General features: G+C 69.2%; 24 protein-coding genes and 1 pseudogene. 9 read left to right on the plus strand and 16 right to left on the minus strand.

The genetic code is table 11. The features are described 5' to 3' along the window. The first annotated feature begins 89 nt into the window (after nucleotides 1-89). Complete coding sequence (locus ABZ876_RS36105) at nucleotides 90-1334, plus strand: SpoIIE family protein phosphatase (RefSeq protein ID WP_361789749.1); 1245 nt, start codon at nucleotides 90-92, stop codon at nucleotides 1332-1334. 199 nt (nucleotides 1335-1533) lie between these two features. On the opposite strand, the gene ABZ876_RS36110 is transcribed toward ABZ876_RS36105, so the two are convergent. Further along, complete coding sequence (locus tag ABZ876_RS36110) at nucleotides 1534-1869, minus strand: hypothetical protein (RefSeq protein ID WP_361789751.1); 336 nt, start codon at nucleotides 1867-1869, stop codon at nucleotides 1534-1536. 47 nt (nucleotides 1870-1916) lie between these two features. Here ABZ876_RS36110 and ABZ876_RS36115 point away from each other — a divergent pair, with 47 nt between their 5' ends. From ABZ876_RS36115 to ABZ876_RS36135, 5 genes are all read left to right on the plus strand, one after another. After that, nucleotides 1917-2231: a type VII secretion target gene (locus tag ABZ876_RS36115; protein WP_361789753.1), complete on the plus strand. Its 315-nt coding sequence runs from the start codon at nucleotides 1917-1919 to the stop codon at nucleotides 2229-2231. A 29-nt stretch (nucleotides 2232-2260) separates the two neighbouring features. Next, complete coding sequence (locus ABZ876_RS36120; protein WP_361789755.1) at nucleotides 2261-3007, plus strand: hypothetical protein; 747 nt, start codon at nucleotides 2261-2263, stop codon at nucleotides 3005-3007. A gap of 26 nt (nucleotides 3008-3033) precedes the next feature. Then, entirely contained in the window at nucleotides 3034-3432 is a 399-nt protein-coding gene (locus ABZ876_RS36125; RefSeq protein WP_361789757.1) for a hypothetical protein, read from the plus strand. Between the two features lie 182 nt (nucleotides 3433-3614). Next, on the plus strand, nucleotides 3615-4415 hold the full coding sequence (locus tag ABZ876_RS36130; RefSeq protein ID WP_361789759.1) for a DUF427 domain-containing protein: 801 nt from the start codon (nucleotides 3615-3617) through the stop codon (nucleotides 4413-4415). A gap of 261 nt (nucleotides 4416-4676) precedes the next feature. Continuing rightward, a complete protein-coding gene (locus ABZ876_RS36135; RefSeq protein WP_361789761.1) occupies nucleotides 4677-5039 on the plus strand; it encodes a DUF5335 family protein in 363 nt (120 codons plus the stop codon). Between the two features lie 444 nt (nucleotides 5040-5483). Here ABZ876_RS36135 and ABZ876_RS36140 read toward each other — a convergent pair. Further along, a pseudogene (locus tag ABZ876_RS36140) lies at nucleotides 5484-6232 on the minus strand (transposase); the annotation flags it as partial. 106 nt (nucleotides 6233-6338) lie between these two features. On the opposite strand from ABZ876_RS36140, the gene ABZ876_RS36145 reads away from it, so the two are divergent. Continuing rightward, nucleotides 6339-6962, plus strand: a complete 624-nt coding sequence (locus ABZ876_RS36145) for a hypothetical protein (RefSeq protein WP_361789763.1) — start codon at nucleotides 6339-6341, stop codon at nucleotides 6960-6962. A 446-nt stretch (nucleotides 6963-7408) separates the two neighbouring features. Further along, a complete protein-coding gene (locus ABZ876_RS36150; RefSeq protein WP_361789765.1) occupies nucleotides 7409-10252 on the plus strand; it encodes a lectin in 2844 nt (947 codons plus the stop codon). A gap of 72 nt (nucleotides 10253-10324) precedes the next feature. Here ABZ876_RS36150 and ABZ876_RS36155 read toward each other — a convergent pair whose 3' ends face one another. The 14 genes from ABZ876_RS36155 to ABZ876_RS36220 form a co-directional block, all read right to left on the minus strand. Beyond that, on the minus strand, nucleotides 10325-11431 hold the full coding sequence (locus tag ABZ876_RS36155) for an ABC transporter substrate-binding protein (RefSeq protein ID WP_361789767.1): 1107 nt from the start codon (nucleotides 11429-11431) through the stop codon (nucleotides 10325-10327). A gap of 229 nt (nucleotides 11432-11660) precedes the next feature. Then, entirely contained in the window at nucleotides 11661-11762 is a 102-nt protein-coding gene (locus tag ABZ876_RS36160; protein WP_361789769.1) for a putative leader peptide, read from the minus strand. Nucleotides 11763-11900: 138 nt separating this feature from the next. Next, on the minus strand, nucleotides 11901-12359 hold the full coding sequence (locus tag ABZ876_RS36165; protein ID WP_361789771.1) for an Rrf2 family transcriptional regulator: 459 nt from the start codon (nucleotides 12357-12359) through the stop codon (nucleotides 11901-11903). A 91-nt stretch (nucleotides 12360-12450) separates the two neighbouring features. Then, entirely contained in the window at nucleotides 12451-13350 is a 900-nt protein-coding gene (locus ABZ876_RS36170; RefSeq protein WP_361789773.1) for a TauD/TfdA family dioxygenase, read from the minus strand. A 56-nt stretch (nucleotides 13351-13406) separates the two neighbouring features. Continuing rightward, nucleotides 13407-13775, minus strand: coding sequence for a ferredoxin family protein (locus tag ABZ876_RS36175; protein WP_361789775.1), 369 nt, complete (start codon nucleotides 13773-13775; stop codon nucleotides 13407-13409). Next, on the minus strand, nucleotides 13772-15394 hold the full coding sequence (locus ABZ876_RS36180) for an FAD-binding protein (RefSeq protein ID WP_361789777.1): 1623 nt from the start codon (nucleotides 15392-15394) through the stop codon (nucleotides 13772-13774). Before ABZ876_RS36180 ends, ABZ876_RS36175 begins: the two co-directional genes overlap by 4 nt. Beyond that, nucleotides 15391-16746 carry an LLM class flavin-dependent oxidoreductase gene (locus tag ABZ876_RS36185; RefSeq protein ID WP_361789779.1) on the minus strand — a complete coding sequence of 452 codons (1356 nt, stop codon included), beginning with the start codon at nucleotides 16744-16746 and terminating at the stop codon, nucleotides 15391-15393. Before ABZ876_RS36185 ends, ABZ876_RS36180 begins: the two co-directional genes overlap by 4 nt. 86 nt (nucleotides 16747-16832) lie before the next feature. Further along, the gene (locus ABZ876_RS36190; RefSeq protein WP_361789781.1) at nucleotides 16833-17783 is read right to left on the minus strand and encodes an ABC transporter permease; all 951 of its coding nucleotides are present in this window, start codon (nucleotides 17781-17783) and stop codon (nucleotides 16833-16835) included. Next, entirely contained in the window at nucleotides 17780-18622 is an 843-nt protein-coding gene (locus ABZ876_RS36195) for an ABC transporter ATP-binding protein (RefSeq protein ID WP_361789783.1), read from the minus strand. Before ABZ876_RS36195 ends, ABZ876_RS36190 begins: the two co-directional genes overlap by 4 nt. 4 nt (nucleotides 18623-18626) lie before the next feature. Beyond that, nucleotides 18627-19661: an ABC transporter substrate-binding protein gene (locus ABZ876_RS36200; protein ID WP_361789785.1), complete on the minus strand. Its 1035-nt coding sequence runs from the start codon at nucleotides 19659-19661 to the stop codon at nucleotides 18627-18629. Between the two features lie 235 nt (nucleotides 19662-19896). After that, complete coding sequence (locus ABZ876_RS36205) at nucleotides 19897-19980, minus strand: putative leader peptide (RefSeq protein ID WP_361789839.1); 84 nt, start codon at nucleotides 19978-19980, stop codon at nucleotides 19897-19899. Nucleotides 19981-20159: 179 nt separating this feature from the next. Then, nucleotides 20160-21389 carry an acyl-CoA dehydrogenase family protein gene (locus ABZ876_RS36210; RefSeq protein ID WP_361789787.1) on the minus strand — a complete coding sequence of 410 codons (1230 nt, stop codon included), beginning with the start codon at nucleotides 21387-21389 and terminating at the stop codon, nucleotides 20160-20162. A 13-nt stretch (nucleotides 21390-21402) separates the two neighbouring features. Next, the gene (locus ABZ876_RS36215; protein ID WP_361789789.1) at nucleotides 21403-21918 is read right to left on the minus strand and encodes a winged helix-turn-helix domain-containing protein; all 516 of its coding nucleotides are present in this window, start codon (nucleotides 21916-21918) and stop codon (nucleotides 21403-21405) included. A 346-nt stretch (nucleotides 21919-22264) separates the two neighbouring features. Further along, complete coding sequence (locus ABZ876_RS36220) at nucleotides 22265-23311, minus strand: amino acid ABC transporter permease (RefSeq protein ID WP_361789791.1); 1047 nt, start codon at nucleotides 23309-23311, stop codon at nucleotides 22265-22267. A gap of 700 nt (nucleotides 23312-24011) precedes the next feature. Between ABZ876_RS36220 and ABZ876_RS36225 the strand changes: the two genes are divergently transcribed. After that, nucleotides 24012-25139: an LLM class flavin-dependent oxidoreductase gene (locus tag ABZ876_RS36225; RefSeq protein ID WP_361789793.1), complete on the plus strand. Its 1128-nt coding sequence runs from the start codon at nucleotides 24012-24014 to the stop codon at nucleotides 25137-25139. Nucleotides 25140-25142 lie beyond the last annotated feature (3 nt).

Raw genomic sequence — 25142 nt, forward strand, 5'->3', positions numbered from 1 at the left:
ACGTGCTTGCGGTGGGCGGCCGAGCTGCGCGGACCGTAGCGTGAAGGGACGGGCGGCCACGGGGAGGGGCGGGAAGGGAGACGGTGACGATGCAGGGGTCGCAGATGGACTATGCGGCGCTGTTCTCCGCCACACCGAGCCCCTACCTCGTCCTGGCCCCCGACCTGGTGATCGTGGAGGTCAACCAGGCGTATCTGGACGCGACCCGGAGGACCCGGGACGACCTGATCGGGCAGCACATCTTCGAGGCCTTCCCGGACAACCCCGCCGATCCCGAGGCCGACGGCGTACGGAACCTGAACGCCTCGCTGCACCGGGTCCTCGTCTCCCGGGAGCCCGACACCATGGCGCTCCAGAAGTACGACATCCCCATCGCCGGGCGGCCCGGCGCCTTCGAGGAGCGCTGGTGGTCCCCCGTCAACACGCCGATCCGCGGTCCGGACGGAAGCGTGGCCTGGATCATCCACCGGGTGGAGGACGTCACCGAGTACGTCCACGCCCACGCGCACAGCGCCCGCCGCACCTCCCGGCAGCTCACCGAGCGCGAGGCCCTGGAGGCCGAGCTGTACGCACGGGCACGTGAGCTGCAGGTGCTGAACGAGGAGCTGCGGCAGGCCCACAACCGCGAGCGTCAGGTGGCCGTCACCTTGCAGGAGGCCATGCTCCAGTCGCCCGATCTGGCCCGGCACGAGAACGTGGCGGTGCGCTATCTGCCCGCCACCGGCTCACTCAACGTGTGCGGCGACTGGTACGACGTCGTGGACCTGTCCGACGGCCGCTTCTCGGTGGCGGTCGGCGATGTCGTCGGCCACGGCCTCGAGGCCGCCGCCGTGATGGGGATGCTGCGCAGCGCGCTGGGCGCGGCCATCCGTGCGCTGGAGCGGCCGGCTCAGGCCATGGAGGTGGTGGGCCTGTACGCCCGGTCGGTCGAGGGCGCCCTGAACACCACGGCCGTCAAGGCCATGGTGGACACCTACAGCCGCCTCATCATCTACAGCAACGCGGGACACCCGCCCCCCGTACTGGTGCACCCCGACGGCGACTGCGTACTTCTCGACCAGGCGACCGACCCGCCGCTCGGGGCCCGGCCCCAGCACGTGCCCCGCCCCCAGGCCGGCCAGACGTACACGCCCGGGGACCTCCTCGTGCTCTACACCGACGGGCTGATCGAGCGGCGCGACGAGCACATCGAGGTGGGCCTGAACCGCCTGACCGAGGCCCTGCGCCGCTACTGCAGCCTCAGCCCCGAACGCATGGCCGACGCGCTGCTCGCGGAACTCGGTGTGGCCGGCGGGGCCCGCGACGACATCGCGCTGGTCATCGTGCGGCTGTGAACGAACGGCGTGCGGACGCTTCCCACGCCGCCGCTGGTGCTCCGGGCGGCGTCGCCCGGCTGCGGCGGCGGATATCGGGCCCCAGGGCGGGACCCGTCGGCCGCGCTCCCGGGGGGAGCCACCGGCTGCCGTGATCGCCGCGGCCGCGAGTCTGCGCACTGCCACGGGAAGGAGATTGCACCGTGGCTCTCGCGCCGCTTCAGTCCAGCAGCACGCTCAACACCGCGAACCAGGCGACCTCGACGGCGAGGGCTCCGAGCAACCACGGCCACTCACGGCGCCGGTAGCCCCTGACCGAGCCCACCACGGCCGCCGCCATCAGCAGCGGACCGACGACGCCGACGAAGACGCCTCCGCCCACGAAGAGCAGGGCGAGGGACCCGAGTCCGGTCATCACCGCGAGGGTCAGCGACAGGGCCAGGACGTACCACCTGATGCGATGCCACACCTCCGCGCGGGATGCCCGGGAGTCCGGTGCGGAGAGCGGGGACCGCTCCAGCTCCCTGTGTAGATCGTCCCTGTGTGGATTCAGCACGTGGGGTAACGTACCGCAGGCCAAGGAACGATCACGGGGGAGCCCGCATGGGATTCGATGTCCACCCGGACGACCTCGACAGCTATGCCGCACAAGTCGCAAGGGCCGCCGAGGACTTCCAGCACGCCGGCCGCTACGCCCAGCAGAACGGCCATGTGGCGGTGTCCGACGACGGTCTCTTCGGGATGATCGCGGGGGCGCACAGCGGTGTCCTGGAACGCGTGAGCGCGGCGCTCACCAAGGCCGAGTCCGTGCTGCGGGCCGCCGAGACCGAACTGGCCAAGAGCGCCGCGTACTACCGCCGGACCGACCACGGCAACGCGGCCGGACTCGATGCCACCTACCCCACCAGCAAGCGCTGAACACCGCTCCCATGCATGGAGGATGCTGAGTGTCCGGGTTCTCCGACACCGTCGAGCCGTCGAGCCGTCTGACGCCGCCCAAGGCCCCCGAGGAGTTCTCCCAGGGCGCGCTGCTCGACATCTTCAACGACGTCAGCGACCTGGTGAGCCCCACATACTGGATCACCGAGGCCTACAACGTGGTCTTCGGATTCAACCCGCTCGACGAGGTGATCCAGTGGTTCGCGGGTGACTGGGAGTCCTTCGCCAAATGTGCCGAAGTGTGGCAGAACATCGGCAAGGCCTGTGACGACATCGCGAAGAATCTCAACTCCGGCAACGCGGCGCTGGATGCGACGTGGAACGGCAACGCCGCCGACGCGGCCTATGTGTACTTCGACGAACTGGCCAAGAAGCTCAACCAGAGCGGCCAGACCTTCGACTCCCTCGCCGACACCTACAAGCACCTCGCGCACGCCGCGTACTCCACCGCGGAGGGCATCAAGGGCATCCTCGGCGGTATCGCCGACGGCCTGATCATCACGGGCATCGAGCTGGCCGCGGGGACACTCATGTCATGGAGCGGCGCAGGCATGCTGGTCGGCTACGGCCTTGCCGCGCTGGAGATCACCGAGATCCTCAGGCTGTGGGGGCAGGCCACCGAGATGTTCGGCAAGGCACAGGCCATCGTCAACGGTGGAGTGGGCGCGCTCGAGGGCCTCGGGTCCGCCGTCTACAGCCACCTCCAGAACTTCCCGGCGGTCGGCGCCACCTATGACAATCCGGCCGTCGCTTAGGGCGCGGGCGAAAGGGAACGCGAACCATGGCTGACGAGGAACGCCGGATCGGCGACGCCGACCTGATGGACATAGCCCGCGACGAGGCCCGCGCCAGGGCCCTGCGCAAGTCCCTCCAGCGGCTGGCGGACAGCCGGTCGGGCAACAGCGCGCTCCAGGAGATGGCCCGGGAGGTCCTCTCCGGCCGTATCGGCCTGCGTGAGGCGCTGCGGGTCGGGGCGTACTCCGACGCGCTCGGCGAGCGCATCGCCGAGGCGCGCCGGGAGTACGAGCAGCAGTCCCCGGAGGAACGGGAGCAGCAGCGGACCGCAGCCCTGGGCTATCTCCAGGCCCAGCGCGAGGAGATCGAACAGGAGCGGCGGCAACAGGCCCCCCGCCCGGGCCCCGGCGCCGCCCGGCACAGCGGCCGGGACTGGCGGCTCTAGGGTGCGGTCCTCGTAGCCGCCGACGGCTGCGCCCACGAAACCGTCTCGGCGTGGGAGCGTGCCGACGGCACCGTCGAGGAGTACCCAGGGTGTGCGGCCGCCCGGACAGGTCGCGGCCTCGCGCGAGGACCGTGCCGATGTCGCCGTGGCGGCCCGGTGAGCAAGCCGAAGGAGAGCCGGTCATGCCCCCGTACCCCACCGCGCCGACAGTCAGGGCCACCCGGGAAGGGCTTCTGTGGGAGCCGAGTGAACGCTGGGTGCGCGGGCGCAAGGGCGATCTGACGGTCGTCGACAGCCGGCACCCCGTCCTGGTCTGGGAGCCGGGTGTCCCCGTCCCGCTCTACGCCTTCCCCCGCGCGGAGGTCCGAGCGGACCTGCTCCGTCCGGCGAGGAATCCCGCGACGGGCACGCACACCGGTTCGCAGGTCTTCTACGACCTCGAAGCCGGCGGTGAGACCGTCGAGAACGCGGCCTGGACCTTCCCCGCCGCCGACCTGGCCGACCACATCGCCTTCGAGTGGTTCCGACGCGTCGGCCGGGGGCTGGACCACTGGTACGAGGAAGAGGAGGAGATCTTCGTCCACCCGCGCGACCCGCACAAGCGGGTGGACGCCATCCCCAGCAGCCGCCATGTCGTGGTCGAGATCGACGGCACGGTCGTGGCGGACACCCGCCGACCGGTGCTGCTCTTCGAAACCGGTCTGCCGACGCGCTACTACGTTCCCCGCGAGGACGTCCGCCTCGACCTGCTGGAACCCACCGGTCACAGCACCGGATGCCCCTACAAGGGCACCGCCGCGTACTGGTCGTGCCGGGGCGAGCGCGACGTACCGCCGAACATCGTCTGGAGCTACCCGGAGCCGCTGCCCGCGGTGGGCGGCATCAAGGGCCTGCTCGCCTTCTACAACGAGGAGGTCGACATCACCGTCGACGGCGAACGCCTGGAGCGCCCCGTCACCCACTTCGGCAGCAGGCCGGTCTAAAGGTTGTCCCGTAACCGGTGGGGCGGTTGATGCGTTGGCTGGGCATGGGTGGGGTGATCTCTGCGGATGATCCGAAGGTCCGGCAGGCCGTGCCCGCCCCCGCTCCGCCCGTACCGGAGCCCGCCCCGTGGGGCTTCGGCCCGGACTCGTCCAGGCAGGTCCATCAGGGCCGCACGGCTCGACCTGTCAGGCCGAGGCAGTCGCTCAGGGCTGCGGCTACCGTCGTGGGGAGAGCAGATTGCCACCGGAGGAGGAACGACGATGGCCGGCACCGAAACGCTCGACCGCAGCACCTGGGAGACCGCCCTCAACCAGATGACCGAGGAACACCAGGGCGAGTTCGTCACCATCGAGGTACTGGACCCCGAGGTCGGGCACCAGTACGAAGCCAACCGGCTGCCCTTCGCCAGCATCGGGTACGACCCGAAGGACGACGTAGTGGCCGTCTCCGTCGGCGGACGGTCGCCGCGCTACCCCGTCGTCCTGCGGCACCTGGTATGGCACCCCAGGGAGATCGACGTCGCCACGCAGGGCATTCCCGAGCCGGCGGTCCGGACAGTCGACAAGGACGGCACCGCCACGCTGATCACCTTCTTCCCCCAGGAGTCCGGCACGGAGTCCTGACCCCTGAGGCGCGCCCGCCGCCGGCAGCCGTCACGGCACCTCGTATGACAAACCCATTGGTGATCACTAGATGGGTGACGGGCCGACTTGGGGATCTAGTGATCGTTTCAGGACCCTTGTGGTGTGGTGTGGTGTGGGGTCGCTCTGAGCTGGAGTTTCTGTGGAGCTTCGAAAGCTGCAGGACCTCTGAGGTGCAAGTTCAGTGATCGTCTCGGAAGTAGTGATCGGCGCGGGATTTCGCTATTGCTGCGTGGTCGGGCGGGCGGGTTTGTTCTGGTCAGAGGCGGCAGCATGCCGCCGAGAACGGACTGCTCGGCGACGAGGGTCCTGCGGCGGTACCCGCTCGAAGGCGGTGCCACTGCCCAAAGGCTGTCCCGTAACTGATCTTGTTGGCCCTGCGCACGGTGGAGCTCGTGCTGATCGGGTGGCCTGCGCGGCTTGGAGCAGGTTGTGCAGACGGGCGATGCCGAGCATGGCAGTGTGGCCGCTGTCGCCTTTCAGGCGGCAGTCGCGGAGGATCTTCCAGGTCTTCATCCGCGCGAAGACATGCTCGACGCGGGCGCGGACCTGCCTCTGCGAGTGGTGGTGCTCTTTCTTCCAGTCGCACAGCTCGCCGTCGGCCGGGCGGCGGTGTGGGATGACAGGTCCGGTGCCCTGGTAGCCGCCGTCAGCGATGGTGGTCGTCTCGCCCACCACGGCGGCTGCACCCGACTCGGTCCACGCCTCGCAGTCGTTGCGATTGCCTGGCAGTGGACGGCCCACGGCAACGACCAGGCGGGTATCAGCGTCCACGACGACCTGGTGGTTGGTCGAGCAACGACAGTTCTTCGACTGTGCGGCGATGGAGCGGTCCCGGGTGGGCACCAGCGTGCCGTCCACGATCAGCACGGTGCCCGGGCGGAACCGGCTGCGGGACCTGAGCGCGAGCAGTGGGCCGATGTGCTGCAGCATGCGGTCAGCGGCCGATTTGGACGCACCGAAGAGCGGTGCAAGCTGCCGCAACGTCAGGTTCGTCCGCCAGTAGGCAGCCAGCGGTAGAACCCGGGCCTGAAGCGACAGACCCCAGGGACGTCCCGGACACCATCGGCGCCCTCGCGCCGCAGCGCCGCGATCAACGTGCGGAATTCCCGCGGAGCCGGCCCGGTGAACGGGAGTATCCACGAGGCTTCCGATGCGGTGATCACACGAGACATCCCGTGATCTTCGCATTGGCCAGCAGGGTCCTCCCGGCCTGAGACGGGCAGCGGGGTCCCGGACGCCCCTGCGGGTGATGTTCTCGTCCTCTGCGATGCTGCGTCCATGGCTCTTCCTGGCTCCCGCACGAAGACGACCGATGTGTGGTCGCTGCCCGAAGACGAGCAACTCATCGGGCAGCGCATCAGCGAAGCCCTGCCACGGTCCGGCTGGCTGTGCAGTCACCCCGGCCCAAGGGGCCTTCACCAGGTGCATCTGCATCGCTCACTCGGGGAGGCTCTGAGCTGCGGTGGTCGGCAGGCGTTCCTGCCTCTGCCGGACGGGGCTCGCGCACCTGAAGATGTCCTGGTGGACAACGCAGTCGCCCCCAGATCCGACATCGGGCACTCGGCCGTCGTGCAGTTCCTTTGCTCACGTCGCATTCAGGACGGCGAGGGCGAAGTCTTCGAGGCCGGCCGTCTCGCAGTGCGCTGGTCCGAGCAGCAGGTCGGGCCTGAGAGACATCAGCTCCTGACCGGGGAGACGAGTCTTGCCTGGAAGGCCCTGCGAGCGGCGACCCGGCCGGCCATCGTCGAGAGCACGCAGGGCCGACGAATCTCCGGCATGAGGATCGGCCCTGCCGCCCATGACCTCGTGACCAGCAGCGGGATGCTGCTGACACGAGGCGGTGTCCAACGTCTGCATCTCGCCGCCGCGCCCCCAACCGGCCAGATGCGGGACAGGCTTTAGCGCCGGGGAGCGTTCGCCGACGGCCAGTCGGCCCGGCACCCGCACCACCTGTGCGCGCCGACGACCCGTCATATTGACGTGAGCACGTCCACTGGCTACGTTGCGACAAGTGCTCCAGGCCGGTCTGATGCGGCTGGAGCGGCGAGAGGACTTCGGAGTTTCCTGCGGCGCTCTTTGGATCGAACGCGCTCCACTCACTCACCCGCAGACAACGTTGTCACGGTGGTGATCTCGCATGGGTCGTTGTGGGGCCGCGGCCTCTCCCGTCGGTGGTCCGCAGGGGCCCGCCGGAGACCGGAGCCCGAGGCAACGTTGTCAACTCACGTGTGCCGTCTGCGCAGCCGGGGCCCTGGTCCCCGGCTGCACCATCCACCCCGCCTGCCGGGCCCTCACTCGTCGTCCGGCCCGGTGCGTCCCGAACACATGCCTTCAGGAGGCAGATCGCGATGTTCTCGATTCCGGTCGGCGGCCGCCGGCGTGGTCCCGGCAGACGTCCTGCTCACGGCCATCGGATCCGCACGGCTCTGCGCGCCGTCGTAGGCGCCGCCCTCCTTGGCGCCTACGCACTGCCCGCTCCCGTCGCCCTGGCGGCGGCACACCCGGCGCCCGGGAGAGCGGCCGAACTCGTGTCGTCACCGGCGGACCTGGTCAATCCCTTCATCGGCACGTCCAATGACGCCAACGACTTCCCCGGCGCGGACGTCCCCTTCGGCATGGTGCAATGGAGCCCGGACACTCCCTCGAGGCCGCCCGGCGGCGGATACGAGTACAAGGACTCCTCGATCACCGGATTCAGCCTCACGCACATCGCGGGACCGGGCTGCGGCGCCGCCGGCGACGTGCCGGTGCTGCCCACGGTGGGTGCCGTCGACGACGGCGCGACGGACACCTTCTCACACGCCGACGAGACCGCCTCGGCGGGCTTCTACAAGGTCGCCCTCGACAACAAGGTGACCACCGAGCTCACCACCACCACGCGCAGCGGCATGGCGCGCTTCACCTTCCCCGCCACCTCTCGTGCCAACCTGCTCTTCAAGCTGACCGGCAGTCAGAACGGCGGCACTGCGACACGTTTCGGCGTCGTGTCCGGTACCGAGGTCAGCGGCCAGGTCACCAGCGGGAGATTCTGTGGCGCCGGTAACACCTACACCGTCTACTTCGACATGGTCTTCGACCACCCCTTCACCTCGAGTGGCAGTACGCTCGCCCACCGGAAGAATCCGCCCGGGCCGTCCACCGAACGTGCCGGCAAGAATGCCCCCGAGCAGCCGAACAAGCCGCGACTGCACGGCTCGATGCCGAAGCCTGCCGCCGGCACGCCGGCGCCGCACGGCCCGGCCGCGGACAGCGCGGCCTCGAACGCGCACCTCACGTTCGACACGACCGTGAACCCGGTCGTCCAGGCCAAGGTGGGCATCTCCTACGTCTCCGTGGCGAACGCAGCCGCCAACCGTACGGCGGAGAACGCCGGCTGGAACTTCGACGCCGTGCGAGCCGATGCCCACAACTCCTGGAACACGGCACTCGGCAAGGTGCGGATCGCCGGCGGCACGGCAGACCAGCAGAAGATCTTCTACACGGCGCTGTACCACTCACTGCTGTACCCGAACGTCATCAGTGACACCAACAGGCAGTACTACGGATTCGACGGCAGGACGCACGTGGTCGACACCGGTCACAGTGCCGCCTACGCCAACTACTCCGGGTGGGACATCTACCGGTCCCAGGCACAGCTGGAGGCGCTGGTGAGCCCCCAGGTCGCCTCCGACACCGCCCAGTCGATGACCGACGACTACACCCAGACCGGGATCTTCCCCAAGTGGTCGGAGTACGACGGCGAGTCCTTCGTCATGGTCGGTGACCCGGCAGCCGCGATCATCGCCGACTACTACGCCTTCGGGGCGCGGAACTTCGACACGTCGAAGGCGCTGGCCGGTCTGCTGAAACAGGCGAGCACCGCCAACAACGACCGGCCGGGGCTGAACTATCTGGACAATCCGGGCTACGAGCCTCACGACGGCAGTTACGGTTGCTGCAACTTCTACGGCCCTGTCTCCACGACACTGGAATACGGCACCGCGGACTTCGCGCTCTCCGCCTTCGCCGGCGCCCTGGGCGACACCCGAAGTCAGCAGACATACGCCCATCGCGCGCAGGACTGGCGCAACACTGCGAACCCGGCCTCCGGGTTCGTCCAGCCCCGTAACGCCAGTGGGGCCTGGACGGGCGGATTCGATCCCACCAGCGGCAGGGACATGGTCGAGGGCGACTCCTGGATCTACTCGGGCATGGTGCCGTTCAACGTGGCCGGGCTCGCCACCGCCAAGGGCGGCAACAAGGTGATGAGCGACTACCTCGACACCGTGCTGCGCAGCTACACCGGAGCCCACGGCTACGCGTGGGTCGGCAACGAACCGAGCATCGAACTGCCCTGGGAGTACGACTACATCGGGCGGCCCTACAAGACCCAGGCGACGGTGCGCTCGATCCAGGATCAGATCTGGTCGAACACCCCCGCCGGGCTCGCCGACGGCAATGACGACCTGGGCACGATGAGCGCCTGGTACGTCTGGTCGGCGCTCGGCATGTACCCCATGACGCCCGGTACCTCGGACCTCGCCCTCGGCTCTCCTCTGTTCTCCCAGGCCGTGATCAGTCTGCCGTCCGGCGCGACGTTGACGATCAATGGCGACGGAGCCGCGGACGACGCACCCTATGTCCAGTCCGCGACATTCAACGGGTCCGCATGGAACAACGCCTACGCACCCAAGACCGCGATCACCGCCGGGGGGACGCTCAGCTACACGCTCGGCACCACTGCGAACACCAACTGGGCCACGGCCGCCTCCGCCGCCCCGCCCTCCTACCCCGGTGACACGTCCGCTCCGCCGAAGCCACGGGTGGGGCCCGTGACCTCGGGCGTGAACTCCGCGCAGTGCATCGACGACGCCAACTCCGGCACCGACGATCACACCGCGATCCGTCTGTGGACCTGCAACGGCACCTATGCCCAGGACTGGACGGTCGCGGCCGACGGAACCCTGCGCACCCTCGGCAAGTGCCTCGACGTGGTGAACAGCGGGAAGACCAACGGCACGCTCGTCCAGCTGTACACCTGTAACGGCACCGGCGCCCAGAAGTGGACGGCGGGCGCCGACGGCTCCCTGACCAATCCCAACTCCGGCCTGTGCCTGGACGATCCCCACTCGTCCACGACGGACGGCACCCAACTGCAGATCTACACATGCAACAGGACGGCGGCGCAGAGGTGGACGCTGCCGCCGGCCTGACGCGTGGGTCGCAGTATGCCCCCCGGGCGGGCCGGCGTTCCCCCACTCGCGCCGGCCCGCCCGGGCCACGCGTTACTCGGCGCCGAGACCGGCGTCGTCGGCCTTGTCCTTGCCCTCGGCCTTGAGGACCTTGTCGAGCGGCGTGAGGTCGTAGATGCCCTTCAGGTCCGGCTTGTCCAGCAGGCCGGCCTTCACCGCGTGCTCGGCCTCGGTGCTGAGGGTGGAGGCCAGCGGGTCGTCGAGGAAGGTGATCGACTTCCAGGCCGGGTCGATGACGTCGGCGGCCAACGCCTTGCCCGACAGCTTCTCCAGCGCCGCGTTGGCGGCCGCCTTCGCCTTCTCCGGGTTGGCGTTGATCCACCCATTGGTCTTCACGGAGCCGCGCAGCACGGCCTCGACGACGTCGGGGTGCTCCTTGAGGAACTTCTGGGACACGATGATGTTCGTGATCACGAACTTCTTGTCGGGCCACAGGGACGACTCGTCGAGCAGTGTCTTCGCGCCCTCCGCGACCAGCTTGGATGCGGTCGGCTCCGGCACCCAGGCGCCGTCGATGGAGCCGGACTTGTAGGCATCCGGGGTGATCTTGTTGTCCGTACGGACGACGGAGACATCACCCTTGCCGCTCTGCGCGTCGACCTTCCACCCCTGTTCCGCGATCCAGTTGAGGAACGCGACGTCCTGCGTGTTGCCGAGCTGAGGAGTGGCGATCTTCTTGCCCTTGACGTCCTGAAGGGATTTGATCTTCTTCGGGTTGACGACCAGCTTGACGCCGCCGGAGGCGGAACCGCCGATGATCCGCAGGTTCTTGCCGTTCGACTTGGTGTAGCCGTTGATCGCCGGGGACGGGCCGATCCAGCCGATGTCGATGGAGCCGGCGTTCAGCGCCTCGATCTCGGAGGGGCCGGCGTTGAAGGTGGACGCCTTGATCGTGGTGCCGCCGAGCTCCTTCTGGAACAGGCCCTCCTGCACACCCACGAGAGCGGTGGCGTGCGTGAGGTTGGGGAAGTAGCCGATCTTGACTTCGTCGGCGGAGAGCTTCTCGGCGCCCGCCGCGACCGCGGTCTTCTTGCCGTCGTCGGTCGCCTTCGAGCCGTAGCCGCAGGCGGTGAGCAGAAGGGGGAGTGCGGCTGTGACGGCGATGGTGCGCATGGTGGTGAGCGGTCTCGCGGCAGACACGGAGGTGTCCTCTCGGGGAATGGGTGATCAGGGAGGTACGAAAATGCGAGGCGACTGCTTGTCGGCACGCACCGGCACTCCACTCCTCGGCCGTCGGCGGCACGCATGCCGTCGCGGGCCGAGGCGTGGAACGTGGGAGGCGTGGTCAGCCGGGGGTGTCCGATCCACCGACGGGGCGGAGCGGGCAGGGAGGCGGCGTTGTTCCTGGAGAGAGTCGGCTTCTGTGGCGTCAGAGGGGCCGACAGATGGCACTGGACGTGCGGCCGAGGTCGATGTGCCGACGCGAGGTGAGAAGGGGCAGCATCCGGCCTGAGCGGTCGAGCGTTCGCATGCCACCCCCGTAGATCCCTAGTATTCCTACCTGGCTGATAGGGATCGTGGCAGAAGGTGACGTCGACCCCAAGAGGGTGTTCGCATGATGGGCGACGCTATCTCGCTTTTTGAGATCGACGGGAAATGGTCCAGCGTGTCAGGGGTTTACCCAGGCCCCCGGGGTGCTGGTCAACGCGGAGACTTCGGCGGGTAGTTGGGCCGACGCGACGTCGGCGAGCGACACGCCCTCGAGGATCTCGCGCACGTTGGACCGCAGTGCGATCCAGAGGGGGAGCAGTGACTCGGCGGGGCCTGTGTAGGACAGCTCCGGGGGGCGGACCCCGCGTACTGAGACCAGCGGCCCGTCCACGGTGCGTATGACGTCGGCGATGCTGATGGACTCGGCGGGCCTGGCCAGCCGGTAGCCGCCGTTGCCGCCTCGCTGGCTGAGCACGAGACCGCCTCGGCGCATGTCGTTCAGGATGCTTTCGAGGAACTTGTGCGGGATGTCCTGGGCGGCGGCGATGGCCTCGGCCTTCAACGGCCCGTGGTCCCGTGACGCGGCGAGCTGCAGCGCGGCACGTACCGCGTAGTCCGCCCTGGCTGAGATCCGCATGTGTGCATTATCCCGTATGGACTCGGCCGGTGTCCCTTGCGGGCGGGCCGCCGGGCAGGGGCGGGTGTCCCTTGCCCGGCGGCCGAGGTGGTCAGGCCGCGGCCGGCGTGTAGTGGGAGGCGTCGTCACCCTCGATGACGTGGCTGAGGGTGCCGTCGACACCGGCAGGGACGTCGCCGGCGACCGTCACCCGGTGCAGCAGGCGCGGGAGGTCGCCGTAGTCGTCGGGGGCGTAGTGCTGGGTGATGCGGTTGTCGAACAGGACGAGGTCGCCCGGCGTCCAGGCCACGCGCACGACGTTCTCGGGTCGGGTGACGTACGACTGGAAGATGCGCAGCAGGTCGCGGGAGTCGGAGGGACCGAGGCCGATGATGCTCTGGGCGAAGCCGCCGATGAACAGCCCGCGCTCCCCGGTCTCGGGGTGGACGCGGACGACCGGATGGGCGGTGCGGTACTTCCGGGAGACGAACCGCCTGCGGTGCTCGGCCGCCTTCTCGCTCTTCGGGGCGGCGTAGTCGTAGTCGTTGGTGTGTACGGCCCACAGCCTGTCCGCCAGCTCGCGCAGCGGCTCGGGCAGGTCCCGGTAGGCCGCGGCCGCGTTGGCGATGAGGGTGTTGCCGCCGTAGGGCGGTACCACGATGCTGCGCAGAGTGGAAGCCTTCGGGGGTGTCCGGACGAAGGTGACGTCCGTGTGCCAGTGGTTGGCGCGGATGCCCTCGTCGCCGTCGACGGGCAGGATCTGGGGCCGGCCTTCGACGGAGGGCACGGTGGGGTGTGCGGTGGTGAGCTCGCCGAAGAGGGAGGCGAAGCGGAGCTGGCCGGCGTCGTCGAGGTTATGGTCGCGGAAGACGAGTGCCTTGTGTTCCAGAAGTGCGGAGTTGATCTCGGTGACGACGGCGGGGTCGAGGTCGGTGGAGAGGTCCACACCGAGGATCTCGGCGCCGATACGGCCGCCGATCCTGCGGATGTCGAAGCCGGTGCCGGTGGTCATGTTCGGGTGTTCCTTTCGGGAGGTGATCAGCGAGGAGGTGGTCGGTCGGGAGGCCGTCAGGAGGTGATGGGCAGGGACGGGCCCTTGGCACCCGGCGGTCCGAGGGGAGGGCCGACGGCTCGCAGGGCGCCCGGTGTGCGGCCCCGCCCCCAGCCGATGTGGCGGCGGTAGCTGCCGAGCAGGCCGGTACGGTCCAGGTGCTCCTCGTCCCGGTCGGGGGAGTCGTCGGGCAGTGGGCGGGTCAGGGGTGCGACGTAGAGCGCGTCGGCCGGGCAGTTCGCCTCGCACTGGAAACAGGTCTGGCAGTCGTCGCGGCGGGCGAGCACCGGGATTCCGTCCTCGCCGCGGTCGAAGACGTTGGTCGGGCAGACCTTGATGCACTTGTCGCAGGTGATGCAGCGTTCCGCCGAGACCAGTTCGATCACGAGGCCACCTCCAGTGCCGCGGTCGGCGCCGTCGATGCGGTGGGCTCCGTCGTCAGGGGCTCGGCGCGGGTCCACACCTGGTCGAGGCCGCCGGTGACGATGCGGTGGTGCTGCCCGGGGTCGCGTGCCGGGAAGTCGAGCCGCTTGGCCATGCCCCGGCTCTCGGTGCGTGCGAGCGCCGAGGCGTACATCCAGCGGGCGTGCGCCGCCATCGCCGCAGCCTGCCGGGCCCGTACGGCGCCTCCGCCCCCGGCACGCAGGGATGCGCGCGACTCCTCCCAGAGGCTGTCGAGCGCCCCCAGCGAGGCGGTGAGCCGGTCGCCGTGGCGCAGATAGTTCTTCTCGTACGGCAGCACTTCGTCCTGGACGGCGGTGACCACGTCACGGAAGCCGTCGGCCGGACCGGGTGTCCCGGTGGGCCGGAGTCCTGCTCCGCCCGCTGCCGCCAGGCGCCTCGTGCCGGCCCGGGCACCGAGGGCGCGGGCATGGCGGGCAGCGCCCCGGCCCGCCCAGGTGCCCGAAGAGATGGCCCATGCGGCGTTGTGGCTGCCGCCGCCGGTGAAGCCGCCGCAGATCAGCTCACGGGTCGCCGCGTCCCCGGCCGCGTACAGCCCGGGGACGGTCGTGGAGCAGTCGTCGCCGGTGATACGGATGCCGCCGGTGCCGCGGACGGTGCCCTCCGCGAGCAGCGTGACGGCGAAGCGCTGGGTGAAGGGATCGATGCCGAGCCGGTCGAAGGTGAGGAAGAAGTTGGGCTGGGCCAGCCGCATCGCCTGTCGGGCAGCCGCGTCCGCCCGGTCCAGACGGCAGTACACCTTCTCGTCGAGCAGCGCACGCGCGATCACGGACCGGCCGCCCTGGCTGGCAGCACCCTCCAGTACGGTGCCGTCCTCTTGGTAGAAGGTCGCGAAGGAGTAGAACGCGGTCTTGGTGACGGAGGTGCCCTCGGGTGCGATGCCGTACGCGTTGGAGAACTCCATCCCGGACAGCTCCGCGCCCACCTCGGCGGCGAACAGTGCACCGTCGCCGGTGTTCACGTTGCAGCCGAGCGCGCCGCTGAGGAACGCGCAGCCGCCGGTGGCAAGCACGACCGCCCCGGCGCGTACCCGGTACGGCTGACCGGCCTGCCGCCGGTGCCCCCTGGCCCCGGCGACAGCGCCGGATGGGTCGGTGAGCAGTTCGGTGACCGGGCTGTGGTCGAGGATGCGGGCCCCGGCCCGCTGGACGCGGATCCGCATCCTGCGCATGTACTCCGGCCCCTGGAGTCCGATCCTGAGCTGCTTTCCGTCCGGCCCCGTGGGGAAGGGGTAGCGTGCGGCCGCCGCCAGCTCGTTCACGCCCGCGTACGTCTGGTCCAGCACCCGCCTCATCCAGCGCCGGTCGGCCAGGAACCCGCCCAGTGCCTCTCTGCTCGCCATGGCCGCTTCCCGGGCGGCGGGCTCCGGGGGGACGTACCAGACGCCGGTTCCGGCGGAGGCGGTGGCACCGCTCGTGCCGCAGTAGCCCTTGTCGGCGAGAACGACGTCCGCTCCGTCCTGAGCCGCCGTGAGCGCGGTCCAGGTGGCAGCTGGGCCGCCCCCGACCACCAGGACGTCCGTGGTGAGTTCCAGCCCGGTCATGCGGGCCGTCCTTGCGCTGCGGCCGCCGCGGTCAGCCGGTTGGCGGGACGGGCCAGACCGTAGTTCTCACGCAGGGTGCGCCCGGTGTACTCGGTGCGGAACAGGCCGCGCCGCTGCAGGATCGGCACCACGTGGTCGACGAAGTCCTCCAGGCCGCCGGGCAGATGGGGCGGCATGATGTTGAAGCCGTCGGCGGCACCCTGTGTGAACCACTCCTCGAGCTGATCGGCTATCTGCTCCGGCGTGCCGGCGTAGACCCGGTGACCGCGGCCGGCACCGAGGCGGGCGATGAGCTCGCGCAGAGTGAGGCCGTCGCGGCGGGCGAGCTCGGCGACGAGCGTGAAGCGGCTCTTGTTGCCGTTGATGTCCCGTTCCTCGGGCAGGTCGGGCAGCGGTCCGTCCAGCGGCAGCCCGGTCAGGTCGGTGCCGAGCATCGCGGACAGCTGGGCGAGCCCGTATTCGGGGACCTGAAGGTCGGTCAGTTCCTTTTCCAGCGCGCGGGCCTCGGCCTCGGTCGAGCCGATGACGGGGGCGATGCCGGGCAGGACCAGCAGCTGCTCCTCGGTGCGGCCGTAGCGGGCCAGCCGGGACTTGAGGTCCTTGTGGAAGGCTTGGCCGTCGGCGAGGGTCTGCTGGGCGGTGAAGACGGCCTCGGCGTACTGGGCGGCGAACTCCTTGCCGTCCTCCGACGAGCCGGCCTGCACGAGCAGCGGGTATCCCTGTGGGCTGCGCGGTACGTTCAGGGGGCCCTGCACCCCGAAATACCCACCACGGTGGTTGATCTCCCGCACCTTGTCGGTGTCGGCGTAGACGCCGCGCTCGCGGTCGAGCAGGATCGCGTCGTCCTCCCAGCTGTCCCACAACTTGGTGGCCACCTCGACGAACTCCCGTGCCCGCTCGTAGCGCAGCCGGTGCTCCAGGTGCTCGTCCTGCCCGAAGTTGCGGGCCTCGTTGACGGTGCCGGAGGTGACGATGTTCCAGCCGGCCCGGCCCCCGCTGATGTGGTCCAGGGAAGCGAACTTGCGGGCGGTGTGGAAGGGTTCGTTGAAGGTGGTGGAGACGGTGGCGATCAGGCCGACGTGCTCCGTGACCGCCGCCAGGGCGGACAGCAGGGTGAGCGGTTCGAAACCGCCGAGGGCGTTGTGCCGGACCTTGCCCCACAGGGCGAGACCGTCGGCGAGGAAGACCGAGTCGAGCAGACCACGCTCGGCGGTCCGCGCGAGTTGCTGGAAATACCGCAGATCGGTGACCCGTTCGGGCTGGGTGCGGGGGTGGCGCCAGGCGGCGTCGTGGTGGCCGGCGTTCATGAGGAAGGCGTTGAGGTGGAGCCGACGGGGGCTGGTGGCGGTCATGGGAATCCTCGGATCAGGAGCAGCGGGACGATCGGGAGGTGGGAAGGGGATCGGGGAAGGCCCAGCGGGACGTGAGGGTGACCGAGTCAGCCGCCGCCTGGTACGCGCCAGGAGCTGAGCCGCCGCTCCACGGTCACCAGCAACTGGTTGAAAGCAACGCCGATGACGGAGATCGTGAGTATGCCCGCGTACATCTGCGGGATCGCGAAGTTGAACTGCGAAGCGTTGATCAGGTAGCCGAGGCCCGCCTTGGCGCCGATCATTTCGGCGGCGACCAGAACCAGAATGGACGCCGCTCCGGCCAGCCGGATGCCGGTGAATATCATCGGTACCGAGGACGGCAGAATGACCTTCTGGAACAGCCGGATCGCGGGCAGGTCCATCGATTTCGCCAGCCTCAGCAGGGTCGGGTCGACATTGCGGACCGCGCTGACGGTGTTGAGCAGGATCGGCCAGGTGCACGCGTACACCACGATGGAGATCTTCGAGGTCTCGCCGATGCCCAGCAGCAGCACGAACACCGGAAGCAGGGCCAGCGCGGCGGTGTTGCGGAAGACCTCCAGCAGAGGCCCGAGGAGATCGGCGACCGGCCGGTACCAGCCGATCAGCAGGCCGAGCGGCACGGCGACGGCCACGGCGATACCGAATCCGCTGAACGAGCGCACCAGGCTGGCGCGTGCGTTGTCGGCCAGCTGACCGTCGGCGGCCAGCTCCCACCAGGCGCGGGCGACCTCGCTGAACGGCGGCAGGAAGGTTCGGTCGACCAGGCCGAGTCGCGGCGCGGTCTCCCACAGGAGCACCAGAGCCACGATCGCCGCGGACTTGGTTGCGCCCTTCACCAGCAGGTACGGCAGTCGGCTGACCGCCCGGCGGACACCGGCCGCCGGGAAGGGGACCAGGCGTGTGCTCGACGCCGGTGCACCGGGTGGCGGGAACGACGCGGAAGCGGCGGTGGATGCAGCGGGGACGGAATCGGCGGCGCCGGCGGAGGCCGGCGCCCTGGTCTTGTCGGTGGCCGTGCCGGTTGTGAAGCTCATACGGAGGCCTCCTCCTTCTCCAATTGCTGGGCCCTTGCCACCTCGTCGTGCAGCAGCGACCAGATGCGGTGCCGGTAGCGCGCGAACTCCGGGCTGGAGCGCAGGTCGTCCGTTGCCGTACGAGAGCCGAGGGAGACCGGCACGATCTGCTTGATGCGGCCCGGCCTCGATGTCATGACGGCGACGCGCTGTCCCAGGTAGACGGCCTCGTCGATGCCGTGCGTGATGAAGACGACGGTCTTGCCGGTGCGTTGCCAGATGCGCAGCAGTTCGTCCTGCAGCGACTCCCGGGTCTGGGCGTCCAGCGCGGCGAACGGCTCGTCCATCAGGAGCACATCGGGGTCGTAGGCGAGGCTGCGGGCGATCGCCACCCGTTGGCGCATTCCGCCCGACAGCTCATGCGGATGGCGGTCCTCGAACCCGGACAGGCCGACCAGGTCCAAGAACTCCCTGGCGCGTGCGGCACGTTCACGTCGTGGGGAGCCGGTGGCTTCCAGGCCGAACTCGACGTTTCCCTGCGCCGTGCGCCAGGGCAGCAGTGCGTACTGCTGGAACACGATGCCGCGGTCCAGGCCCGGGCCTGCGACCGTCTTGCCGTCCAACAGGATCTGTCCGCTGGTGGGCTGGGCGAGACCGCCGAGGAGATCAAGCAGGGTTGACTTTCCGCAGCCGCTCGGACCGACCAGGACCATGAACTCGCCGGCCGCTATCTCCAGGTCGATTCCGTCGAGGGCGGTGAACCGGGTCGCCTGTCCGACCTGACGGGCCGCTCGGTCCTTGACGGCGAACTCCTTGCTCACCTTCTTCAGTGCGATCTTGGGTGTGGTGTTCTCCGGCATGAGGTCAGCTCCCGCTCGTCGCAGGGGAAGAAGCCGCGTTGAACTTGTTCGTGTAGAGGTCGGCCAACGCGACCCGGTCCTTCTTTATGTCGCCGCGCTCGGCCAGCCAGTCGATCCACAACTGCAGTTCCTTGCCGGTGATCCGGCCCGCCCTCTCGGCGACCCCGAAGGACCGCCAGTACTTCAGCGGTGCGGTGTCCTCGTTCCGGCCGCGCTTCTTCACGATGTCCGCCATCCGGGCCACGACGTCGTCGTGCGCAGTGGAACGGGCCCACTCGATGGCTCTCCCGACGCCGGTGACGAAGACCCGGGCCGTGTCGGGGTTCTGCTTCAAGAAGCGGTCGGTCATCACATAGGTGCCGGCGCTGAACGCTCCGAGCAGCTGATAGTCGGTGAACAGCGGTCGGATGCCCCCGGCTGCCAGGGCTTTGTCGCGCAGGATGCCGCCGAGCACGGACACGTCTATCTGCTTCTGACGCAGCGTCTGCTCGGCGTTGACCGGAGGCACCACCAGAGGCTCGACCTTGCCGGCCTCCGCACGGGAGAGACCGCCTCGCTGCAGATAGATGTCGAGCATGGCCTCGGAATGGGCGCCGAGGGTGTTCATGCCGACCTTCTTGCCTATCAGGTCCCTGGCCGATCGGATCGGGCTGTCCTCGAGCACATAGAAGCCGTTGTAGGCGTACTTGTCGGAGCCGTAGTAGCTGATGACGGCCTTGATGGGGGCCCCGTTCGCGGCGAGTTTGACGACCGCGCCGTTGAACGCCCCGCCGAAGTCGACCTGGCCCGTGGCCGCGGACTGGATGTCCTGCGGCCCGCTGATCGTGTTACCGATCCACTTCAGCTTCACGTCCTCCAGATAGCCGAGATCCTCGGCCAGCTCCGGCAGGGTGACCTGGCCCGCCCAGCCCTGGTATCGAAGCGTCTTGGTCTGGCCCTTTCCGGAAGTGGCCCCCGTTGCGGTGCCGCAGCTCACGGCCACCGCTGAAAGACCGAGCAGAGAGAGGAACTGGCGTCGGTTCGATACCGTCGTGGCCATGGAAAGGTCCTGTTCGTGCGATGGGGGACTGGTGTGGAATCGTCGGCGTGAAGAAGCGCCGAAGGAAAGTGGTGCTCGGCGATGGGCTGCCGGCGAAGCGGACACCAAAAGGGGAAAGAGACCGCGTCAGGAATTCCTGAGAGGAATCAGTCGGCTACGGCGGCTACGGCGACAGTGGTGTGGTCGCGGCAGCCGACTGCGATATGGAGCGGGAGAGTGGTGCCCGTCAGCTTGTTCAGCCGCCGACGGCACAGATGGCGCTGGCCTGACGTCGCAGATCGACGTGCAGGCGCGCGGCGAGGTTCTCGGACTTGCTCACAGCCAAGAGAGTTGCAGCGAAATCCGGCCAAGTCAATGTCGCCTGCGCGTGCGTCTCACATTCTCAAACGCCCGACATATGAGTGAAGTGCGGCGTTCACAATTACCTGGACGCCGGGTTGTATGGCGCATGCCGATCAGGCCGACTCGGCGGGAGAACAGCCGAGCGGCATCGCACGGTCAGACAGGCAGGACGAACGGAGGGTGCGCACCGTTGAGGAAGTAATCCCCGACATCGCGGAGTCGGTGGGAGACGGGCTCATACAGGGTGTGGGTTCGCGCGTTGCGCCAGAAGCGGTCGAAGCCCAGCCGCGAGGACGCGGAGCGGGAGCCGATGATGTCGAGGGCGCGGGTGGTGGACTCCTGCGCAGCCCTGGAAGCGGCGGCTTCCGCCATGGCCACCAGAACCGAGGTGTCCGCGTACTCCTCGTAGGTGAGGTCCTCGCCGCGTGCCAGGCCGCTGTGCACGGCTTCCAGTGCCTGCTCGGTGAGTGCGGAGGCGGAGCGGGCGAGGACGGTGAGTTCTCCGTAGGCGGTCAGCACCTGCGGGTCCTGGGGAGAACCGAGCGGCCAGGCGGGGTGACAGGGTGAGTTGCCCGCCCTGCTGTACTCACGGGCCTCTGCGAGGACTCCCTCAGCCATGCCGAGAAGGAGCTGGACGGAGAGGAGACGTCCGACCGGCGCTGTGAGAGCAGCCAGGGGCGACAGGTCGTCCTCGTCCGCGGACAGGGATCCGAGTATGTCGTCGGCGGCGATCGGTACGGCGTCGAACTCCACGCTGCCGCCGGCCGCAAGCCGCTGGCCGAACGTGTCGGCGTCACCCTCGATCCGCACGCCGTGATGGGCGGGATCGACGAGGACGGCGAGTGGTTCGCCGGTGTCGGCTCGTACGGCCCGCACGGCGAGGCGGTCGGCGACCTGGACCCCCGTGGCGTAGCTCTGACGACCATCGAGCCCATAGCCACGGGATGCCGTGTTCAGCGTCAGAGGTGGTTCCTGACGGGCAAATCCACCGCCCCAGCACCAGTCCTCCGCCGCGGACCGGCGCTCGAACCGGGCGGCGAGAGCGGGCTCGGTGAAGAACCCGGCGCTCCATGACAGGAAGTAGTGACAGCCGATCAGTTGACCGATCGCGCCGTCGGCGGCGGCGATCTCCCGGACGACGGCGTAGGCCGTGCGCCAGTCCGCGCCGCCTCCCCCGAGCTCGGCCGGCACGAGGAGCGTCAGCAGTCCCGCCTCACGCAGTCTGGACACCTCGTCGAACGGGGGCTTGCCTGCTTGCTCCCTGGACACCGCGTCCGTGGCCAGGTCGTCCGCCGCCTCGCGGGCCACGCGCAGCCAGTGCGCACGGCCGGGCCCGGTCCGGTCGGATTCCGAGGCGGGTCCGGACGGCGCAGTGGCAGCGCCCATGGCGGTGGTCTCCTCAAGGTCGGTGGCAGGGTGCGGGGTTGAGGCCGTTTTGCCGGTCAGGTACGTACTTGTAACCCACGCGCCGTACGGTGACGATCCGGTGCCGGTGGGCTCTGCCCAGCTTGCGGCGCAGCCGCGCGATGTGGACGTCCACGGTGCGGCCGTCGCCGATGTGGTCGTAGCCCCAGATGCCGGCCATCAACTGCTCCCGCGAATGCACCTGGTTGGGATGCCGCACGAGATGGGCCAGCAGGCCGAACTCCAGGTAGGTGAGGTCGAGTTCACGTCCGTTCAGTTCTGCGGCATGGCGCACGGAATCGATGCGGATGACACCGTCTCCCGTCTGCTGCGCGGGAGGCCAGTCTCTGTAGGCGACCGGTCGGATCTCCGGCCGTGGCACATCCTCGGCGAAGAGCTGGGCGGGATCGGTGCCCTCGGGGACGAGCACAAGGTAGCCGACGAGGGGTGGGGAAGCGTGCGCCCCGGTGCCGCTCGCCGTGGGGTCGCCCACGAGGCGGAGACGGCGCATGTCGGGGACTGGTGAATCCGATGGGGTGGCCTGGGCCGGAAATGCCGTGGTCATGGCGGGCGCCCTTCAGAAGTACGTCGGGTCGACAGGCGTGGTAGACGGTTTTGCCTGATCACCCGGGATGAGAGGGAAGGAGCGGAGTCGGCACGCGCAAGGTGTGAGCCGCGTGCCCTACGCGCGACAGCAGGCGGCGCTGACGACGTGACCAAAGTCGACATGCCGACGACGAACCAGTCGTTGCTGCGTGCGGGACATGTGCATCATCCTGCGCACCCCCAGGGCGGGCCGTCAATGCTTCCCTACTAAATCAATAGGGAATGTGGGGCAGGCAACACTGCGGGTGGGCTCACCGGCCACGGTCGACCGCCCCGCGGGCGCCGGACGCGGTCGCCCCGGACAGGCCGGCACGCAGTGCGGTCAGACGGACCCTGAGCCTCCGCAGAGGTGTGGACGGCAGCGCGCGGGCGGAGCCACGCGCGTAGTGGCGCTCGACGTAGTACTGTCCGGCGCCGAGGACGGTCGTCACGGCGAAGTACCAGAGAGTGGCGACCATCAGCAGCGGGATGACCTGGTAGGTCTGGTTGTAGACCAACTGCACCGAGTACAGCAGGTCGTGCACGGCCAGCACGCTGACGATGCTGGTGCCCTTCAGGGTGCCGATCAGCATGTTCCCCGCGGTCGGGACGATGGAGCGCATCGCCTGCGGGATGACGATCCTGCGCAGGGTGCGCCGTCTGCCGATGCCGAGAGCCTGGGCGGCCTCCGTCTGGCCGGAGTCGACGGAGAGGATGCCGCCGCGCACCACCTCGGCGGCGTAGGCGGCTTCGTGCAGAGTCAGGCCGACGACTGCGGTGAGGGTCGGTCCGAGCAGGTTGACCGTCTTGACGGTGACGAACTGAGGACCGTAGGGGATGCCGAGGCCGAGCGTCGGGTAGAGGGCGCCGATGTTGAACCAGAACAGCAGCTGCACCAGCAGCGGGGTGGACCGGAAGATCCATACGTAGCCCCAACTCAGCGCGCTCAGCACGGGGTTGCCGGAAAGCCGCATGACGGCCAGGGAGGTGCCGAGCAGAAAGCCGAGCACCATCACCACGCCGGTCAGCCACAGGGTGAGCAGCAGACCGTCGAGCACGGCGGCGGTGGTGAAGTACCGGCCGACCACGTCCCACTGGAAGGCGTCGTTGCGGACGACGGAGTTGACCACCATCGCGAAGGCCAGCAGCGCCGCGGCAGCCGTCAGCCGGCGGCCGACATGCCGGCGCGGCACGATCCGTGGCGACTCGTCTTCGGGGCTTGGGCGGCCCGGGGTGTGGCCGGGGGCTGTCAGGTGTCCTGCGCGTGGGACGGATGCGGAGACACGGGAGGAATGGGCGATGTCGGATGGCGAGACCATCAGGAGGCTCTCCAGGGAGGGAGGCGCGGGCGTCGGAGACCACCCGGCGGCGCACGTTCGTGAATTCCGAGCAGGCCCGTGCGGGCACGGGTGGTGGCTGGATTCGGCGTCATCACGGTCGCCACGTCCCTCAACGCGGCCGGTGCGGCCGCCGCGCCGCGCGCGGCGGAGCCGGAACGGCCTCGATCGTATGGGCGCACCACGCGCATGTGTCAACCACGCACAGGAACCGCACAACGCCCGTCCGGCATCCGGGCCGTGGTTGACGAGAAGCGAGATGTACTGCTCAATTGATCGCATGAATGCCGAGCAGCACCTGGTCACCCGTGACCACATCGACTTCGGTCGGGTGTGGTCCGCCGCGTGTTGCGCCTGACGCGGCAGCGGGCCGTCTGACCGGCCCTTCCCTCCCTCGGTGACCCCGTCGCGGGCCGAGTTACTCCCTTCGCGGCACCGGCGTACGCGTGCGCGGAGTGCGCTGAATCCGCGTATGGACGGTCCTGCGAGATCCGACACCTGCTGCCGCCGTCCGACCCCGCCCGAGGCTCGTGCCCCGGCGTCATCACACCTGCCCACCACCCGGTTCACGGCACCCTGAAGTGCGGTCGCACCCCGGCCGCACCGAGGGATGCTCCGCCGTGCCCGCGTACTGCCCACGGAAGGGCACGGCGCCAGAGGACTTGAGGAAAGGCCATCCCCCATGCCCGTGGAGTTCCTCGGCATCGCCGCCACCAACGACGGCTCCGAAACCACCCCGCGCTCCGGCGCCGCCTTCGACAAGGAGTACACGCTCCGGCTCGCCCGGGCCCACGAGGAACACGGCTGGGACCGGGTGCTGTTCGCCTACGGTTCCGGCTCGCCGGATCCGGCGCCGGCCGCCGCGTATGTCGCGAGTCGTCTGGACCGTCTTCAGATCCTGCTCGCCCACCGGCCCAACGTCTCGTATCCCACCTTCGCCGCCAAGACCTTCGCCACCCTCGACCAGATCAGCGAGGGACGACTGACGGTGCACTTCATCACCGGCGGCAACGATCACGAGCAGGTCCGGGAGGGCGACACCCTCACCAAGGACGAGCGCTACGCCCGCACCCGCGAGTACATCCGGGTCGTCAAGAAGATCTGGACCAGTCGCGAGCCCTTCGACCACGAGGGTGACCACTACCGCTTCCACGACTTCGTCAGTGACGTCTTCCCCGTGCAACAGCCTCGCCCGGGCGTCTCGTTCGGCGGTTCGTCGCCCGCCGCCTACGCCGCAGGAGGCGCCGAGGCGGACATCTACTGCCTGTGGGGAGAGCCCCTGGAGAAGACCGCCGAGCAGATCGAAGCCGTGAAGGCCGCCGCAAAGGCCGCGGGCCGCACCGACGTGCCGCGCATCCAGGTCGCGTTCCGGCCGATCATCGCCCCGACCGAGGAACTGGCCTGGGAGAAGGCACACCGCACGGTCGGAGCCATCCGGGAGCGGCGCGAGGCGGGTCTCGTACGGCGTCACCGCGGTGGCGCCCCGGAGAACACCGGCTCGCAGCGGCTGATCGCCATCGCCGAGGCGGGGGAACGCTACGACCGGGCCCTGTGGACCCCGACGGCCGCCGCCACCGGTGGCGCGGGCAACTCCAATGCCCTGGTCGGCACACCGGAGACGGTCGCCGAGGCTTTGCTGGACTACTACGACCTCGGCGTCGACATCCTCTCCGCCCGCGGCTACGACCTGCTGGGCGACGCCATCGACTTCGGCCGGTTCGTGATCCCGCTGGTGCGCGCGGAGGTTGCCCGACGCGATGCCGAGCGGGCGGCGCGCGGCACCCGGAACCTCGCGGCGGTGGGCACATGACCT

It is taken from the genome of Streptomyces sp. NPDC046931 (genome assembly GCF_040644655.1).
Taxonomy (GTDB): domain Bacteria; phylum Actinomycetota; class Actinomycetes; order Streptomycetales; family Streptomycetaceae; genus Streptomyces.

Coding starts and splice junctions, on each gene's coding strand:
- ABZ876_RS36220 (WP_361789791.1), bottom strand. CDS start 23,311: ATGGTCTCGCCATCCGACATCGCCCATTCCTCCCGTGTCTCCGCATCC.
- ABZ876_RS36130 (WP_361789759.1), top strand. CDS start 3,615: ATGCCCCCGTACCCCACCGCGCCGACAGTCAGGGCCACCCGGGAAGGG.
- ABZ876_RS36165 (WP_361789771.1), bottom strand. CDS start 12,359: ATGCGGATCTCAGCCAGGGCGGACTACGCGGTACGTGCCGCGCTGCAG.
- ABZ876_RS36200 (WP_361789785.1), bottom strand. CDS start 19,661: ATGGCCACGACGGTATCGAACCGACGCCAGTTCCTCTCTCTGCTCGGT.
- ABZ876_RS36135 (WP_361789761.1), top strand. CDS start 4,677: ATGGCCGGCACCGAAACGCTCGACCGCAGCACCTGGGAGACCGCCCTC.
- ABZ876_RS36105 (WP_361789749.1), top strand. CDS start 90: ATGCAGGGGTCGCAGATGGACTATGCGGCGCTGTTCTCCGCCACACCG.
- ABZ876_RS36145 (WP_361789763.1), top strand. CDS start 6,339: ATGGCTCTTCCTGGCTCCCGCACGAAGACGACCGATGTGTGGTCGCTG.
- ABZ876_RS36180 (WP_361789777.1), bottom strand. CDS start 15,394: ATGACCGGGCTGGAACTCACCACGGACGTCCTGGTGGTCGGGGGCGGC.
- ABZ876_RS36125 (WP_361789757.1), top strand. CDS start 3,034: ATGGCTGACGAGGAACGCCGGATCGGCGACGCCGACCTGATGGACATA.
- ABZ876_RS36160 (WP_361789769.1), bottom strand. CDS start 11,762: ATGCGAACGCTCGACCGCTCAGGCCGGATGCTGCCCCTTCTCACCTCG.
- ABZ876_RS36210 (WP_361789787.1), bottom strand. CDS start 21,389: ATGGGCGCTGCCACTGCGCCGTCCGGACCCGCCTCGGAATCCGACCGG.
- ABZ876_RS36115 (WP_361789753.1), top strand. CDS start 1,917: ATGGGATTCGATGTCCACCCGGACGACCTCGACAGCTATGCCGCACAA.
- ABZ876_RS36170 (WP_361789773.1), bottom strand. CDS start 13,350: ATGACCACCGGCACCGGCTTCGACATCCGCAGGATCGGCGGCCGTATC.
- ABZ876_RS36150 (WP_361789765.1), top strand. CDS start 7,409: ATGTTCTCGATTCCGGTCGGCGGCCGCCGGCGTGGTCCCGGCAGACGT.
- ABZ876_RS36215 (WP_361789789.1), bottom strand. CDS start 21,918: ATGCGCCGTCTCCGCCTCGTGGGCGACCCCACGGCGAGCGGCACCGGG.
- ABZ876_RS36225 (WP_361789793.1), top strand. CDS start 24,012: ATGCCCGTGGAGTTCCTCGGCATCGCCGCCACCAACGACGGCTCCGAA.
- ABZ876_RS36190 (WP_361789781.1), bottom strand. CDS start 17,783: ATGAGCTTCACAACCGGCACGGCCACCGACAAGACCAGGGCGCCGGCC.
- ABZ876_RS36195 (WP_361789783.1), bottom strand. CDS start 18,622: ATGCCGGAGAACACCACACCCAAGATCGCACTGAAGAAGGTGAGCAAG.
- ABZ876_RS36185 (WP_361789779.1), bottom strand. CDS start 16,746: ATGACCGCCACCAGCCCCCGTCGGCTCCACCTCAACGCCTTCCTCATG.